At 70.7% G+C, this 16,518-nt stretch carries 11 protein-coding genes; 7 read left to right on the top strand and 4 right to left on the bottom strand.

Annotated elements, in window-relative coordinates; genetic code table 11:
* Positions 1-6 precede the first annotated feature (6 nt).
* Both ABGB16_RS15685 and ABGB16_RS15680 read left to right on the top strand, forming a co-directional pair.
* Positions 7-1,959 carry a hypothetical protein gene (locus ABGB16_RS15685; protein WP_347668784.1) on the top strand — a complete coding sequence of 651 codons (1,953 nt, stop codon included), beginning with the start codon at positions 7-9 and terminating at the stop codon, positions 1,957-1,959.
* Complete coding sequence (locus tag ABGB16_RS15680; RefSeq protein ID WP_347668783.1) at positions 1,956-5,396, top strand: MFS transporter; 3,441 nt, start codon at positions 1,956-1,958, stop codon at positions 5,394-5,396. Before ABGB16_RS15685 ends, ABGB16_RS15680 begins: the two co-directional genes overlap by 4 nt.
* Before the next feature lie 98 nt (positions 5,397-5,494).
* Here ABGB16_RS15680 and queD read toward each other — a convergent pair whose 3' ends face one another.
* From queD to ABGB16_RS15660, 4 genes are all read right to left on the bottom strand, one after another.
* The gene (gene queD, locus ABGB16_RS15675) at positions 5,495-5,851 is read right to left on the bottom strand and encodes a 6-carboxytetrahydropterin synthase QueD (protein WP_347668782.1); all 357 of its coding nucleotides are present in this window, start codon (positions 5,849-5,851) and stop codon (positions 5,495-5,497) included.
* Positions 5,851-6,489 (bottom strand): 7-carboxy-7-deazaguanine synthase, encoded by a 639-nt coding sequence (gene queE, locus ABGB16_RS15670; protein WP_347668781.1) that lies wholly within the window; start codon positions 6,487-6,489, stop codon positions 5,851-5,853. The genes queD and queE overlap by 1 nt, the downstream gene beginning before the upstream one ends.
* Before the next feature lie 5 nt (positions 6,490-6,494).
* On the bottom strand, positions 6,495-7,196 hold the full coding sequence (gene queC, locus ABGB16_RS15665) for a 7-cyano-7-deazaguanine synthase QueC (RefSeq protein ID WP_347668780.1): 702 nt from the start codon (positions 7,194-7,196) through the stop codon (positions 6,495-6,497).
* A 173-nt stretch (positions 7,197-7,369) separates the two neighbouring features.
* Entirely contained in the window at positions 7,370-8,719 is a 1,350-nt protein-coding gene (locus tag ABGB16_RS15660; protein WP_347668779.1) for a cation:proton antiporter, read from the bottom strand.
* A gap of 717 nt (positions 8,720-9,436) precedes the next feature.
* Here ABGB16_RS15660 and ABGB16_RS15655 point away from each other — a divergent pair.
* The 5 genes from ABGB16_RS15655 to ABGB16_RS15635 all read left to right on the top strand — a co-directional run bounded on the left by ABGB16_RS15655 (position 9,437) and on the right by ABGB16_RS15635 (position 16,120).
* Entirely contained in the window at positions 9,437-10,366 is a 930-nt protein-coding gene (locus ABGB16_RS15655) for an alcohol dehydrogenase catalytic domain-containing protein (RefSeq protein ID WP_347668778.1), read from the top strand.
* 279 nt (positions 10,367-10,645) lie between these two features.
* Positions 10,646-12,049: an MFS transporter gene (locus ABGB16_RS15650; protein ID WP_347668777.1), complete on the top strand. Its 1,404-nt coding sequence runs from the start codon at positions 10,646-10,648 to the stop codon at positions 12,047-12,049.
* A gap of 137 nt (positions 12,050-12,186) precedes the next feature.
* Positions 12,187-13,122 (top strand): WD40 repeat domain-containing protein, encoded by a 936-nt coding sequence (locus tag ABGB16_RS15645; protein ID WP_347668776.1) that lies wholly within the window; start codon positions 12,187-12,189, stop codon positions 13,120-13,122.
* Positions 13,123-13,171: 49 nt separating this feature from the next.
* Entirely contained in the window at positions 13,172-13,684 is a 513-nt protein-coding gene (locus ABGB16_RS15640) for a DinB family protein (protein ID WP_347668775.1), read from the top strand.
* A 564-nt stretch (positions 13,685-14,248) separates the two neighbouring features.
* The gene (locus tag ABGB16_RS15635; protein WP_347668774.1) at positions 14,249-16,120 is read left to right on the top strand and encodes a radical SAM protein; all 1,872 of its coding nucleotides are present in this window, start codon (positions 14,249-14,251) and stop codon (positions 16,118-16,120) included.
* Positions 16,121-16,518 lie beyond the last annotated feature (398 nt).

Genomic DNA, 16,518 nt, shown 5'->3' with positions numbered 1-16,518 from the left:
GAAGCCATGAAGAACCTTCGATTAGCTCTGGTCGGGCGTCTGTCGGGCAGCGCCGCGCCGGATGCGCTCGACCAGGCGAAGCGGTTCCGGAGGCGGGGACGTACCCGGATCGAGGCCGACTGGACCGGAATCCAGAATCCCGACTTCCTCGCCCTCGGGCTGGGAGCGACCAGCATGATGTCCATGCTGTGGTCGCTGGCGCATGGTCGCCAGTGCGTCGGCGTCGAGCTGCGCGGCGACCCGTCGCTCGGCGTGCACTGGAACATCCGTGAGGACTTCTGGCACCACCTGGGCCTGATCGACCAGCTCATGCTGGAGCGGTACGGCGAGGAGGGCATCCCCCGCAAGGGCGACGGCGGCCTCTTCAAGCTCCGTGAGGCCTTCTACAGCCCCGTCACCGAGCCCGGCGACGTGTACGCCGACGAGTGCATCGCCGGAGAGGCGGCCCATGTCTCGGGCCTCGTCCACCACACGGAGTTCATCGACGACCGGTACGTGGACGGCAAGCCGCAGCGGGTCATCACCGTCCTCAATCCGGCGAAGCCGCCGGACGAGCACGATCCGGCCAAGGTCGGCCGCGACATGGTGACCGTGCTCGACGGTCCGTCGACGTTCCAGGCCGGCGCCTCCGAGGTGCTGGTCATGCTGCGTCGCTACCTCGAGATGATCGAGGAGATGGACATCGCCCGCGGGGTCACCCCCCGGGTGCGGCTCTTCCTGTCGCACCGGGTCGCCGTCGGTGACGAGGGCGACGGCGACGGCTTCTTCAAGTGGATGCGTCAGGAGGACGGCTTCGTCAGCCTCCCCGACGGGCGCAAGCGCATCCTCATCGAGGAGGTCCAGGAGTTCGACTACCGGGGCCGGTACCGCCGGATCCGCAGGCCCGGCTCGCCCCTGATCGACCTGGGCGTCCCCGAGCTGTTCATGATCGCGCAGGGCTTCGACAGCAGCGACGCGGACCGGCTCGGCTTCCGGCAGGAGGAGGTCGAGGTCGACCACCACGACGGCCGTGGCCCGGTGGTGGCCCAGGCGGACTACCTCGCCGGCTTCCTCGAGATGCAGGTCGGCGGCCGGCTGCGCCGCCGGATCGCCTCCGAGTTCGACAAGGAGGGCAACGAGTACTGGGTCCGCCAGATCGCGGTGGGCCACGAGGACGACCCCGAGGTGGGCTGGATCCTCGTCCAGGTGCCGGACTTCAAGACCTTCGACCCGATCCTGGCCGGGCTCGTCCCGCCGGGCACGCCGAAGCGCTCGAAGGAGTACCTCAACGCGTACCAGCAGTTGCTGCGGGAGTACTACCTGGAGCAGGTCTCGCTGATCACCGAGGTGCCCGTGTCGGAGCTCGAGAAGATCCAGAGCCCGTACGGCCCGAAGCTGTTCAGCCTGATCGAGAAGTGCGGCGCGGACGCCCTGGTCGCCGCGAACGGAGTGGTCGCCGGGGACTCCTTCGGCAACGGCCACTTCATGACCAGCGGTGGCGCGGTCACCGGCATGGTGGGGCACGCCTCCCGCGTGCACCGGTACTGGGAGGCCCGCGACGAGGGGGCCAGCCCGCAGCAGGCGATCCGCGAGCTGGCCGACCAGATCAAGGTGGACACCCTCGGCTGGCTCCAGGTCAGCGCCCAGGAGTTCAGCCAGGCCGTGCCCATCAACTTCGGTGAGGAGCGGATCAGGGCGATCGAGGAGCAGACCGGGCGTAGCTCGGGCGAGCGGGCCACCACGATCGACGCGACGCGCCGGCACCGGCACTCGCTCGTTCCGCTGGACCACTCGGACTGGCGGCGGCTCTCGGTGCGCAGCGGGCGGCTGCACACCGTCGACCTGCCACCGATCCTCGATAATCATCCGGCCGAGCGGCAGATGATGTGCGCCGCCGCTGACGGGGACATGTCCATGGCTGCCGAGGATTCCGCGCAGATGCGGGAGCCCGTCGCCGCCGGGGCGGGTTCGGCGTCGTGACCGCGGTCAACACCCCCCGAGGCGACTCCTACGGCGCCTCGGGGGAGACGGTCGTCCTGCGCGACACCGTGCAGCCGTTGCGGAGCCTGCGGGAACGTCAGCTCGCGCTGGTCGTGCTCTGCGTGGGGATCCTGATCTCCGTGATCGACGGCTCCGCGGTGTACGTCGCCCTGCCGTCCATCCAGGATGGCCTGGGGTTCTCCCAGGCCAACCTGGCCTGGGTGGTGAACGCCTATCTCATCCCCTTCGGCGGGTTGCTGCTCCTCGCCGGCCGGCTGGGCGACCTGATCGGCACCAAGCGGGTCTTCCTCACCGGGCTCACCGTCTTCACCGTCGCCTCGATGGTCTGCGGCCTGGCGACCGAGCAGGCGGTGCTCGTCGGTGCCCGGTTCGTGCAGGGCGTCGGCGGTGCGCTGGCCACCGCGGTCGTGCTCAGCATGATCGTGAACATGTTCCCGAAGCCCCGGGAGCAGGCGCGCGCGCTCGGCTTCTACGCCTTCGTGGCGTCCTCGGGGGCCGCGCTCGGCCAGCTCGCCGGCGCGGCGCTCACCGCCTCGCTGAGCTGGAACTGGATCTTCTTCGTCAATGCCCCGATCGGGCTGGTCACCATCCTGATGGGCGCCCGGCTGCTGGACAACGTCCGGGACGCCAAGGCCGGCGACGGGATCGACTGGGTCGGCGCGGTGGCCCTGGTCGGCTCGCTGATGCTGACGGTCTACACCATCGTGCAGGCCGACGCCGACGCGGGCCGCACGGCCCTCCTCGGCGGCGTGGCGCTGCTGCTGATGGTCGGGTTCGTCCTGTGGCAGCGGCGCACCCGCAACCCGCTGGTGCCGGCGAGCGTGCTCCGGGCCCGGAACGTCGCCTGGTCCAACGTGGTCATCGCACTGATGATCGCCGGCCCGACCGCGATGTTCTTCCTCTGCGCGCTCTACCTGCAGAACGTCCTCGGCTTCACGGTCTACGAGCTGGGCTTCGCGTTCGTGCCGACCGCGGTCGCCATCGGTGTCGCCTCGCTGAAGGTCGCTCCGCGGCTGATCCGGAAGAACGACGCCAAGGTGCTGCTCATCCCGGCGATGGTGCTGATGGCGATCGGCCTGCTGCTGCTCGCCCGGATCCCGGCCGACGGCAGGTACCTGGTCGACGTGCTGCCCGCCATCCTGCTCATCGGTATCGGCTCCGGTCTGGCGACGCCGCCGGCGCTGCGGATCGCGCTGGCCGACGCCACTCTCGAGGACAGCGGGATCCGCTCCGGTCTGCTGAACACCACCCAGCAGATCGGCTCGGCGCTCGGGCTGGCGGTGCTGGCCCCGGTGGCGGCGAACGTCACCGAGGCGGCGCTGGCCCGGGGCGACGCGACCGCGGCGGCCCTCACCGAGGGCTTCCGGGTGGCGTTCCTGGTGGGCTTCGGCACGATGGTGGCCGCCATCGTGCTCGCCATCTTCGCCGTGCAGAGCGAGGTGCCGAAGACGGCACCCCAGACGCTCGACGAGGTGGCCTCGGCGTCGGGTCTCCGGAAGGTCGACCCGGCCGGCGCGGCGGACCCGGACTTCCTCGCCGTGGGTCTGGGCGGGGCGAACATGATGGCGATGCTGTGGTCGATCGCCATGGGCCGGCGGGCGGTCGGCGTCGAGCTGCGGGGTGACCCCTACCTCACGCTGACCCAGTGGAAGGTCAGCGCGGACATCTACCACCATCTGGCGGTCATCGACCGGCTGATGATGGAGCGGTACGGCGACGAGGGGATTCCCCGGACCTTCACGGGCGAGCGGTTCGTCCTGCACGAGCTCTTCTACCGGGAGGATCCCGAGGACGGCGCGGAGGCCCGGGCGGACGAGATCCTCTTCGGCTGGGTGGACGCCTGCCTGGGCGGCCACGTCCGGAGCGCGGAGTTCGTCGACGACCGGTGGGTGGACGGCAAGCCGCACCGGACGACCAGCCAGATCCATCCCCCGGCCCCGGCGATGGAGCACGGACCGGAGACCGTCGGGCGCAGCATCGACGATGTTCTCGGCGAGCCGCTGGCCTTCCAGTGCAACGCCGAGGATCTGCTGATCATGCTTCGGCGGTACCTGGAGGCGATCGAGCGGATGGACCTCGCCGCCGGTCGGGAGCCGCGGTGCCGGATCTTCACGTACCACCGGGTGGCGCAGCCGAGCCGGTCGGCCGGCTGGCAGCGCTGGCTGGGTCGGGGCAACAAGGCGGAGGAAGGCTTCGTCCGGGGCCCGGACGGCCGGCTGCGGGTTCGGATCGAGGCGATCCGGGAACTCGACGTGAAGGGCACCTACCGGCGGGTCCGGGTACGGGGCAGCGAGTTGGTCGACCTGGGCACGCCCGGGCTGATCATGATCGCGGAGGGCGCGGACAGCGACGACGCCAAGCGGCTCGGCTTCACGCAGGATCTGGTGAAGATCGACCACCAGGACGGTCGCGGCCCGGTCGTGGCGCAGGCGGACTACGTCGTCGGGCTGATCGCCGTCTACGTCGGCGCCAGCTCGCGGCAGCGGATCGCCTCCGACTTCGACAAGCAGCGCAACGAGTACTGGGTTCGGCAGATCACCCTCGGTCATGACGGATTCACCGAGAGTGGCTGGACGATCCTGGAGGTGCCGGACTACCGGACCTTCGACCCGGTCCAGGCGGGCATGCTGCCCGCGGGCACCAGCCCCGATTCGGTCGAGTACTTCGGCGCGCACCGGTACCTGGTCCGGGACTACTTCCTCGACCAGGTTGCGCTGCTCACCGAGATCCCGCGCCGGGAGCTCGCCCGTACCCTCATCCTCGCCACTCCCAAGCTGGTCAGCACCGTGGAGCGGATCGGCAGGGACGCGCTGGTCGCGGCGAACTGCGTGGTCGCGGGCGACTCGTTCGGCACCGGTAGCTTCCTCAACAGCGGGGGCTCCATCACCGGCATGGTCGGGCACGCCGCCCGGGTGTACCGGTACTGGCAGGCACGCGAGGAGGGGGTCAGCCACGAGGAGGCGGTCCGGCAGCTCGCGGACGGCATCCGGGAGGACACCCAGGCCTGGCAGCGCGTGAGCGAGGCGGACTTCGCCCAGCCCGGGCACGCGAAGGCGGGCACCGACCCGCAGGACGGCAAGCGGCTCGACCCGGTGGCCCGGGAGAAGGTCCTGGAGGCGACGCGGCAGCACCGCCGGATCGTGGCCAGGACCAGCAACAGGCTGGACGACTTCGGCCGGCTGAACGTCGTCCCGGGGCGGTTGCAGCTCGTCGGTCTGCAGCCGCTGAAGCCCACGCCGCCCGAGCTGCGGACGGATGAGATGGACGGCCCTGTTCATCTGTGGCCGGCCATCGCCGGGAAGGCGATGGTGGGCGGAGCTGTTCCGCCGATGCCGGAGGCGTTCATGGAGTCGATGGAGGACTCGGACGCGTCGATGGCGGACGAGGAGCACGCCTCCAGCGGAACGCGGATGTAACCGAGAGAGTGGAGGGGCCGTGCCAGGCTGGCACGGCCCCTCTTCGTATGCGCTCCCCGCTGCCCCGGAGGGCTGGCCGTCCTTGCTGCCCCGGAAAGTCAGCCCTCGCCGCGGTAGACGCAGCCGGAGGTGCAGGTCTCCCGGACCGCCACCGCGGACAACGGCAGCGAGTCGGCGAGTCGGTCCCAGATCCAGCGGGCCAGCACCTCGCTGGTCGGGTTCTCCAGCCCCGGCACGTCGTTGAGGTAGTAGTGGTCCAGGCGGTCGCGGATCGGCTCGACCGCCTTCTTGAGGTCGCCGAAGTCCATCACCCATCCGGAGTGCGGGTCGACGTCGCCGCTGACGTGCACCGTCACCCGGTACGAGTGGCCGTGCAGCCGGGCGCACTTGTGCTCCTCGGGCACGTTCGGCAGCCGGTGCGCGGCCTCGAAGGTGAACTCCCGGAAGATCTCCATCAGGCGATTCCTATGTACTTGTGGGTCTGCAGGCTCAACCGCCACTGCGGGTGCTCCAGGCAGTACCGCACCGCGGCTTCGGTGTTGGCGACCCGGTCCGGGCCGTCCATGGGCTGGAGCATGAAGTGCGCGAAGTCCAGGCCCTCGAAGCGGGCCGGCTCGGCGCCCGGCTGCGGGTAGACGAGCTTCAGGTCGTCGCCCCGGGTGAGCACCAGCTCGGCGCCCGCCTTGGGGCTGACGCAGACCCAGTCGAGGCCGGGCGGCGCCGGGCGGGTGCCGTTGGTCTCCACCGCGACCTCGAAGCCCACGTCGTGCAGGGCCCGGACGGCCGCCTCGTCGAGTTGCAGCAGCGGCTCGCCGCCGGTGCACACCACGTACGGGCGGCTGCGCGGGTGGTCCTCGCCCCGCCAGGCGGCGGCGACCGCGGCGGCCAGTTCGGCGGCGGTGGCGAAGCGGCCCCCACCCGGGCCGTCGGTGCCGACGAAGTCGGTGTCGCAGAACTGGCAGATCGCCCGGTGTCGCTCCTCCTCCCGCCCGGTCCAGAGGTTGCAGCTCGTGAAGCGGCAGAACACGGCCGGCCGCCCGGCGTGGCTGCCCTCGCCCTGGAGGGTGTAGAAGATCTCCTTGACCCGGTACACCGGCGTCACCCGCCGGGGGACAGGGCGGGGTCGGTCAGCCCGAGTTCGGCGAAGCCGCGCCCCCGCAGCAGGCACGAGTCGCAGGTGCCGCAGGCGCGGCCGTCGACCGGGTCGTAGCAGCTGTGCGTCCAGGCGTAGTCGACGCCCAGTTCCAGCCCCCGACGGATGGTCTCGGCCTTGGTGAGCTGGATCAGCGGGGTGTGGACACGCAGCCGCTGCCGTCCCTCGACGCCGGCCTTGGTGGCGAGGTTCGCCATCGTCTCGTACGCGGCGATGTACTCGGGGCGGCAGTCCGGGTAGCCGCTGTAGTCGAGCGCGCTCACCCCGATGAAGATGTCGGAGGCGTCGAGGGTCTCCGCCCAGGCCAGGGCGAACGACAGGAAGATGGTGTTGCGGGCCGGCACGTAGGTGATCGGGATGTCGCCGCCCAACTCGTCGGCGCTGGCGTGGTGCGGGACGGCGAGCGAGTCGTCGGTCAGTGCCGACCCCCCGAAGACCCGCAGGTCGATGTCGGCGACGACGTGCCGGGTCGCGCCGAGCGCCTTGGCGACCCGGGCGGCGGCCTCCAGTTCGACGGTGTGCCGCTGGCCGTAGCGGAAGCTCAGCGCGTGCGCCTCGTACCCCTCGTGCACCGCCATGGCGAGCACCGTCGCGGAGTCCAGCCCGCCGCTGAGCAGCACCACAGCCTTGCGCTTCTCCGTCGGCATGCGCCAACCACCACCCTTCACCTCGCCGTCACGCCGTCGTGCCGGCGGTTAAGCCTACTCAGGTTTCAGGTGGGAACCGTCGAGGGCGACGGGGCTGCGGTGGGCGACACACCGGGGTCGCACGGGTGCCGAGGGCGGCGGTGGCCCGCGCCACCACCGCCCTCGGACGCGGGTCAGCGCTTGCCGGCCTTGACCGGTTCGTCCGCCGGCTCCGGGCGGGCGGCCGTGGCCGGGCCCGACGGCCTCGTGCCCGCGGGAATGGTGAACAGGTTCCCCGGGACCCGGGGCAGGCCGCTGGGCAGCAGCGGCACCGCCATGGCCGTGGTGAGGAGGGCCATCAGCACCATCATGGTGAACATCTGGCCGTCCAGTACCCCGAGCGAGACGCCGATGTTGAGGATCACCAGCTCGGTCAGTCCCCGGGTGTTCATCAGCAGCCCCACCGAGTACGAGTCGCGCCAGCTCATGCCGGACAGCTTGGCCGGGGTGGCGGCGCCGAGCAGCTTCCCGACGCAGGCGGCGGCCATGATGAGGGCCAGTTCGCCCAGCCCGGTCCAGCCGAGCGCGCCGACGTCGACGGAGAGCCCGGTGACGATGAAGAACATCGGCAGGAGCAGGCGGACGGCGCTCTCCAGCGGGGCGTGCAGCGTACCGGCGAGCAGCGTCCGCGGCTCCCGGGGCATAACCAGGCCGAAGGCGAACGCCCCGAAGATCGCGTGCACCCCGATCCAGGACGTCGCGTAGGCGGAGAGGAACACCCCGGCGGCGATCAGCGGCACCAGGTAGGGCGAGGCCTTGCCGCCCCGGGTGAGCCGGCCGACGAGCCGACGCAGCAGCGGCCGGACCACGACCACCATGGCCAGCGCGTAGAGCAGGAACAGCCCCAGGACGGTGACCAGGGTGGCGACGCCGCCGCTTGCCGTGAAGCCGACCACCATGACCGCGAGCAGGATCCAGGCCAGCACGTCTTCCAGCGCGGCGGAGGCCAGGGTAAGGGCCCCGATCCGGGTGCCCGCCAGCCCGGTGTCGGTGAGGATCCGGGCCAGCACCGGAAACGCGGTGATCGACATCGCGATGCCCAGGAAGGCGGCGAAGTACCAGAAGGGGATGTGCTTCCCGCCGACGACGTCGTGCCGCGAGTAGAGGAGGGCGGCCGCGCCGAGGCCGAGCGCGAAGGGCAGGACGAATGCCCAGAGCGAGACCGAGGCGATCGCCCCGGATCTGCGCCTGAGCATCTTGCTGTCGAGTTCCCAACCGACGAGGAACATGAAGAGCAGCAGCCCCACCTGGGAGATCATCGACAGATGGGGGCGGAGTTCGGCGGGGAACAGGAAGCCGGTGACGTCCCCGGGCAGCAGGCCGACGACGCTCGGGCCGAGCACGATGCCAGCGGTGATCTCGCCGATCACCGGGGGCTGCTTCATCCGGCGGAACAGCATGACGAGCAGGGAGCCGACGATCAGCACGATGGCGACGTCGGCGACGACGATGGCGACCTTCAGGTCGGAGTGTACGGAGTCCATCTGGGTTTCCTCGGCTCTCTCGGTACGGATACCGGTAGAGGCCGGAAGCCGGCGCCCCGCCAGGTGCGAGGCACCGTCACGCCCGGCGGGGCGGGACGGTAGAGCGGCCCTGGTGGTGAGCGGTGCGAGGGCCGGGGACGGCCGGAGCACCGCAGCCAGGGCGCGGCATGGGTGAATGGAAGGGAGTGTCGCAGGTCCCGGGTACGCCGACCAGCCACCGGTCGCGACGGATCGCCCTGGCTGGTGCCCAATCCCACTCCGATCCCGAGACGTGGACCATCAACAGGTGGACGGAGCGTGATATCGAGACGAGCGGGGCGCGGGTACGACGCGACAGTGGCAGTGGACAACAGCGTTTATGAGACGCGGCACGACGACTGTCTCGTGATGTCTACCGCCACACCCCCCGACGTGCCACGCGGACTGCTGGCACCTCAGCACGGGCCAGGCCGGAATGCCGGAGCGTACACCGAAATGTGGGGCGTCAATTCTCCACAGACCGCGAATCCTTTTCCGGACGCTAGTCGACTATGGAAGCCGCGTCAAGGTGCAACTTCGACCGAAGAACATATTGAGCACCGATGGATCGGGCTCTATCGTGTCCGGAGAACATCTTACATGCGCGTTGGGGGACGAATGCGGGCGCTACAGTTCCACGGGGGACACAAGGCTCAAGTCATCGACGCGCCGCGTCCGTCGGCGCCGCCCGGATGGGCCGTGGTCAAGGTGCACTACTGCTGCCTCTGCGGCAGTGACCTCTGGCTCTACAAAGGCAAGTGGCACGGCAACCGGTACCCGATCGTGCCGGGCCACGAGTGGTCGGGCGTCGTGGAGTCCGCCCCGGAGGGGTACGAGTCCTGGGTCGGGCGTCCGGTGGCCGGCGACCTGATCGTCGGATGCCAGACCTGCGGCCCCTGCCGGGACGGCCTTCCGGTGATGTGCGAGAACCTGATCGAGATCGGCTTCACGGTGGACGGTGGCTGCGCCGCCTACGTGGCCGTGCCGATGACCAACCTCTACCAGCTGCCCGAGGGGCTGGACCTCGCGGCGGCGAGCCAGACCGAGCCGCTCGCGGTGGCGCTGCACGCGGTGGAGCGGATCAACCTCCGCCCGGCGGAGCGGGTCGCCGTGCTCGGGGCCGGCGGCATCGGTCAGCTCATCCTCCAGTCGGCCCAGGTGACCGGCGCGACGGTCACGCTCGCCACCGACCTGGTCGCCGAGCGCCGCAAGGTCGCGGAGGAGAGCGGCGCCAAGGTCGCGGTGCACCCCTCGGAACTGCCGGAGCTGACCTCGTACGAGGACAAGGTGGACGTGGTGTTCGAGGCGTCCGGCGACCCGGAGTCGGTGGTCCGGGCGCTCGACCTGGTCCGTCCCGGCGGGCGGGTCTGCCTGGTCGGCTACCAGGTCGGGGCGCAGCACCCGCTGGAGACCGCCCGCCTGCCGCTGGGGTACGCCAGCCTGGTCGGCGTGATGGGCCCGGGCGGCAAGTACCGGGAGGCGGTCGACCTGCTCGCGAGCGGCGCGATCGACACCCGGCCGATCCTCACGGACATCGTCAGGCTGGACGACTACGAGCCGGCCATCGACCGGGCCATCAACCGCACCGACGGCACGATCCGGGTGGTTCTCGACCTGCGGGAGGAGTGACCACCGACCGGCCGTGGCACCGCCCGCAGGCGGTGGCGCGACGGCCGGAACGGCGCTGACGCCGTCGACGCCGGCCCGGTGGCCAATATCCGCAGAGCGTTTTTCCGCCGGACAGACAGCGATGACCTGTCCGTCCGGCGGGCGGCGGTTGCGGGGGCAATATTGCCCGTGACATTCGCTGACAGTGGACGGACGGACCGTTTTCGGTCTCCAGACGGACACGCCGAATTGCATACATTGGCGGAATCGGATTCCGAGCGATATGAATGAGGCTGTTTTATGTCTGACACGGCCGAACAGGTGACCGGAGCGGAGCGTCAGCAGGCTGGGGGGTCGGGCCCCGACCGGCCCGGGCTGGCGCTGGCCCTTCTGGCCGCCTGTGCCCTGATACTCGTCCTCGACACGACGGTCGTCTACGTCGCGCTCCCGCAGATCCAGGATGACCTGGGGATGGGCGCCAACCTGGTCTGGGTCGTCAACGCGTACGCCCTCGCCTTCGGTGGCTTCATGCTGCTCGGCGGCCGGGCGGGCGACATCGTCGGCCAGCGGCGGGTGCTGCTCGTCGGTCTGGCGGTCTTCGGCGTCGCGTCGCTGGTCTGCGGTTTCGCCAACGGCGGCGAGATGCTGATCGCCGCCCGCGCCGCCCAGGGCCTCGGCGCCGCGCTGGCGGCACCGACGTCGCTCTCGCTGATCGCGACGAACTTCGCCGACGGTCCGGCCCGGGCCAAGGCGATCGGCGTCTACACCGGCGTCGCCGCGGCCGGCGGCACCCTCGGCCTGATCCTCGGTGGCGTGCTCAGCGACGCCGCCTCCTGGCCCTGGGTCTTCTTCATCAACGTGCCGGTGGTCGCCCTGGTCCTCCTGCTCGCCCCGCGCGCGCTCAAGGAGAGCCAGCCGCAGCGCGGTTCGCTGGACGTGGTCGGCGGGATCACCGCCACCGGCGCGATGGTCGCCCTGGTGTACGCCCTGGTCCGCACCTCCACCGCCGGCTGGGGCGACCCGGTCGTCGTGGCCTGCTTCGTCGCGGCGGCGGTCCTCTTCACCGTCCTGGTGCTGGTCGAGCGGCGCGCCCCGCAGCCGCTGCTGCCGCTGCGGCTCTTCACCGACCGCGCCCGCGCCAGCGGGTTCGTCACCCTGCTCTTCTTCCCGGCGGCCTTCGCCGGCATGTTCTTCTTCCTCACCCAGTACCTCCAGGGGGTGTGGAGCTACTCCGCGCTGCGGACCGGCTTCGCCTTCTTCCCGACGGCGGTCCTGGTCCTGGTCGCCGCGATCCTGACCGGGCAGCTGGTGCCCCGCCTGGGGGCGAGCGTGGTGGCCGCGATCGGCGGGGCGCTCACCGCCGTCGCGATGATCTGGCTCGCCCAGTTCTCCACCGACGGCAGCTACGCCACCTCGCTGCTCGGCCCGCTGCTGCTCGGCGGCGTCGGCGCCGGGCTGGTCTTCGCCTCGGGCACCGCGGCGATCATGTCGAACGTGGCCCCGGAGGTGACCGGAGCGGCCTCCAGCGTGCTCCAGGCCGTGCAGCAGGTCGGGCCGGCGCTGGGCCTCGCCGTCCTCGTCACCGCCGCGGGCGCGCCCGCCGACCCGGTGGAGGGCATGCGTCGGGCGTTCTGGGTGGCCGCCCTCATCGCCGTGCTGGCGGCCGTGCTCGCCCTGGTCGGCCGGCAGCGGCGGGCCGCCTGACGCGCTGACGTGGGTCGCGCCCCCGGGGCCGGCCACCCGTACCGACCCTGCACCGTCCGACGCCCGGTGCCGCGCCGCACGGTGCGGCACCGGGCCACTCCTGTCACCCACACCCACGTCGAGAACGGAGCACGCGCGTGGAGCCGGTAGCAGTTCCCCCCACCCAACCGTCCCTGGTGCTCAGGGGACACCGGGAGGGCGTCATCGGGGCGATCTTCCACCCCGACGACCACCTCGTCGCCACCAGCGGCGAGGACGCCACCATCCGCCTGTGGGACGCCACCACCGGCGAGCAGGTCGGCGAGACGCTGACCGGGCACACGGACACCATCTGGCTCGTGGCGTTCCACCCGGAGGGCCACCTCCTGGCCAGCGCCAGCGAGGACCGGACCGCCCGGATCTGGGACGTCGCCACCGGAAAACAGGTGGGCGAAGCCCTCACCGGGCACACGGCCGGGGTCTACGGGGTCTCCTTCCACCCCGACGGCGGGCTCCTGGCCACCGGCAGCGCGGACCACACCGTACGGCTGTGGAAGGTCCCCGGCGGTGAGCCGGTGGGCGAGCCGCTCACCGAGAGCATGGACGAGATCGACGGGGTGGCCTTCCACCCGGACGGCCACCTGGTCGCCTCGACCGGCGACGCGGTGCGGCTGTACGACACCGCGACCGGCCGACCGGTCGGCGTGCCCCTGGTCGGGACCACGAAGGGAGCCGTGAGCGTCGCCTTCAGCCCGGACGGCCGGCTGCTGGCCAGCGGCTCGGACGACCTGACCGTCCGGATCTGGGACCATGCGGCCGGCCGCCCGGCGGTCGATCCGCTGGTCGGGCACACCGACGTCGTCGACGGCGTGACCTTCCACCCGAGCGGCCGGCTGCTGGTCAGCGCGGGCGAGGACTGCACGGTCCGGGTCTGGGACGTGGCCACCGGAAAGCAGGTCGGCGAGCTGGAGACGGGGCACAGCGCTCCCGTGTGGAACATGGGCTTCGACCGCTCCGGCTCGCGGATCGTCACCGCCAGCCAGGACGGGACCGCCCGGATCCTGCCGTTCCCGGCGTACCCTGCGGCCGGGTGACGGACCGCCGTTTTCCGCAGGTGACTCAGCTATCGAAAGGGACAACCCCATGACCTGGACCGCCCCTGCCGTCGACCGGAAGCCAGAACCGGCCCTGGGCGACGAGCGTGCCGTGCTGGCGGGCTGGCTCGACTACCACCGGGACACCCTGCTGCTCAAGTGCTCGGGCCTGACCGAGGAGCAGCTCAAGACCGCCGCCGTCCCGGTGACCAACGTGACGCTGCTCGGGCTGGTGCGCCACATGACCGAGCTGGAGCGCTGGCTGCGCAGCCTCTTCACCGGCGAGGAGGTCGAGGACCCGTACTCCACGGAGGAGAGCCCGGACGGCGCCTGGGACGACGTCGCGACCGCCGACGTGGTGGCCGACCTCGACCTCTTCCAGCAGGAGGTGGAGCTGACCCGCAAGGCGTTCGGGCTGCGGGACCTCGGCGACACCTACGAGGACGAGGGCGAGGTGTACAACCTCCGCGCCACCGTGGTGCACATCCTCGAGGAGTACGCCCGGCACAACGGTCACGCCGACCTGATCCGGCAGACCATCGACGGCGCCACCGGCGCCTGACGCAGGTCGTACCGCACCGGACGCCCGGGTGGAACGGGTACGGCTCCCTCGCCGGCGCATGCCGACGAGGGAGCCGCACGCTCTTGGCGTACGTGTGGATGTCGGCCGTCCGGACGCCGCCGCCGTCCCGGTCTCGAAGAACGCCACCCGATGGTCGCCTGGCAGATTGCTGTCAATCCTCCCGGCCAGCCGGCTCCACAGGTCGGGCGAGGATGCCGCCGAGACGCCCGAGCGCGCCGCCTCGTACGGCGTGCATCCGTCGGCGTCGGCAATAAAACGTCAGGCTGACCCGCCTGCCCAGCGGCCTTCGGCCGGTCGCGGGGGACACGCATAGGGGGCCGCAAAGCCAAATCGCGAGTGCCTACCGGATGAGCTCGGCGAGCGGCGGTGGGTGAGGAAGCGTCGCTTATCTGGGGAAATATTCATTACCGGTTGCTGATCGGGCATCCGGCTCTTTCCAGGTATTTGTTGGGGTTACCGCATCGATTACCGTGGTGTAGGTCAGGAGCAGCCAACGCACCCGCTGTTCGGGGCAGTGTCATTCTGTTACAGGGAGGTAATCGAATGAAGGTTTTCTTGGTCAAGCCTCCGATCCGCGGCTGCATGGTCGAGATTGGGCGGCACGTGCCGATCGGGCTCGCGTACGTGTCAGGCGCCCTGCGCGCCGCAGGTCACGAAACCGAGCTGTTCGACTCCCTCGCGTACGACGAGGACAACCACGTCGTGCCCGAGGCCGAGCTGACCCCCATCGAGCGGGCCAAGCTGGACCGCCATCCGCGCTGGCGGCACATCATGCACTGGGGCGCCAAGATGGAGCGGATCGAGGCGGCCATGGCCGCCAGCGGTGCCGACGTGGTGGGCATCTCCTGCATGTTCACCCCCTACTACGAGACGGCCTACGAGCTGGCCCGGATGGCCAGGCGGGTGCTGCCGAACGCGAAGGTGGTGCTCGGCGGCCAGCACGGCACCGTGGCATTCCAGCACGTCCTGCAGGTCCCCGAGATCGACGTGGTGATGCTCGGCGAGGCCGAGGTGTCCACCGTCGCGCTGATGGAGGCGTTCGCCACCGGGCGGCCCCTGACCGAACTACTCAGCGTGGCCTTCCGCTGCGGCGAGGGGCTCTGCGACTGCGCCACGGCCGGCGCGCCACACATCCGCCCGCGCGCACCCTTCGTGGCCGACCTCGACTCCCTCGCGCCGCCGGCCGCGGACCAGCTCGACTTCGCCCGGTACGGCAACGCGGTCACCCTGATCACCAGCCGGGGCTGCCCGTTCTCCTGCTCGTTCTGCACGGTCCACGCCACGGTCGGCAAGCAGTTCCGGGCCCGGGACCCGGAGCGCGTGGTCGACGAGATCGAACACTACGTCCGGGTGCACGGGGTGCGGCGGTTCCTCGTCGAGGACGACAACTTCACCTTCGACATCGAGCGCGTGCACGCCATCTGCCAGGAGATCGTCCGCCGGGAACTGGACATCCGGTTGAGCCTGCCGAACGGGATGACCGTCGTGAAGCTCACCGAGGATCTGGTGGAGAGCATGGTCTCGGCCGGTTTCGACGACCTCTTCCTCGGCCTGGAGACGACCGACGCGGCCCGGCTGCGCAAGATGCGCAAGGGGTTCACCTCGTTGGACAAGGTCTCCGCCGGGGTGGCCCTGTTCGAGAAGTTCGGGCTCAGGGCGAGCGCCGCGATCATCGTCGGGCTCCCCGACCAGACCCTCGACGCGATCGTCCAGGACGCGGTGAACCTGACGCTGGCGGGCGTCGAGTTCTGGACGAACCCGTTCTACCCGATCTACGGCTCCCCGGACTACCAGACCTGCCTGACCAGGGGAATCGTCGATCCGCTGACCGACCCGGCCTTCTTCGACCAGTTCAACTTCGCCTTCGCCAACGGGGTGCTGGAGGCGGACGAGCTCTACACGGCCTGGGTCGGCACGCTGGCGATGGCGCTCTGGCCGGGGTACGTCCTGGAGGGCGAGGAGCGCCGCCGGCAGGGTCCGGTCTCCGTGGCCGAGGCCGGTGCGCGCCTGGTCGAGCACAGCATGGCGCAGCTCGACCCGGACGACCCGGAGGAGCTTCCGGCCACCGTGCGGGCGGTCCGGGAGAGCGCGGACGGGCTGCTGGCCCTCGGCCACCCGCAGGGGTGTGTCTGCGTGATGCAGCACGTCGCCGACGTCGTCAAGGGCGCCGGCGCGGACCAGTTCTGCCGCTTCGCCGGGGACATGATCGCCGCCGCCATCGCGCTCTACAGCGGTGTGCCGCAGGTCAGCGCCCAGGTCGGGGCCCAGACGGCGGGGGACACCGAGGGGTGTTCGTTCCTCGTCCGCCCCACCGAGGACGAGCGGATCGGACGGATCCAGCGGCGCTTCGTCGAGCTGCTCGACCAGGGGCGACGGGAGTCCGAGATGGTCGGGGCCGAGGCGGTCGTCGGCTGACCGCGGCGGGGTACGCCGGCGCCGGGCGGGCGCACGGCCGACGGCCTCCTCATTCCCACGCTCGGTCACCCAGGGTAGGCATGCCGACGTTTCCGATCGGGTCGCGACGCTTGGAAGAAGTGTTGCGGCCCGGCCTTTCGGGCAACTCGGCCGAGGCACGCTGATTCGATCCGGGAAGAATGAGGTTCGCCCGGGCAGCCGCGTGGTCTCGGCCTGTCCGTTTTCGTCGCGGAAAACCACGGTACGTGAGGTGTGGATGGGGGCGACCTCGACGTGGTCCGTGACGCCCTGATTCGAGAGCTTGGAAACGTATGACCGGTGGTTGCTCCACCCTGTTTACGCGATGCGACGGAAAGTTAAACCGCTAACCGTCAAGAGCTGTTTCGGCCATACCGCGC

The organism is Micromonospora sp. B11E3 (genome assembly GCF_039871625.1).
Classification (GTDB): Bacteria; Actinomycetota; Actinomycetes; order Mycobacteriales; family Micromonosporaceae; genus Micromonospora.
Note: the sequence above shows the minus strand (reverse complement) of the source record. Positions and strands in the feature narration are given on the sequence as shown.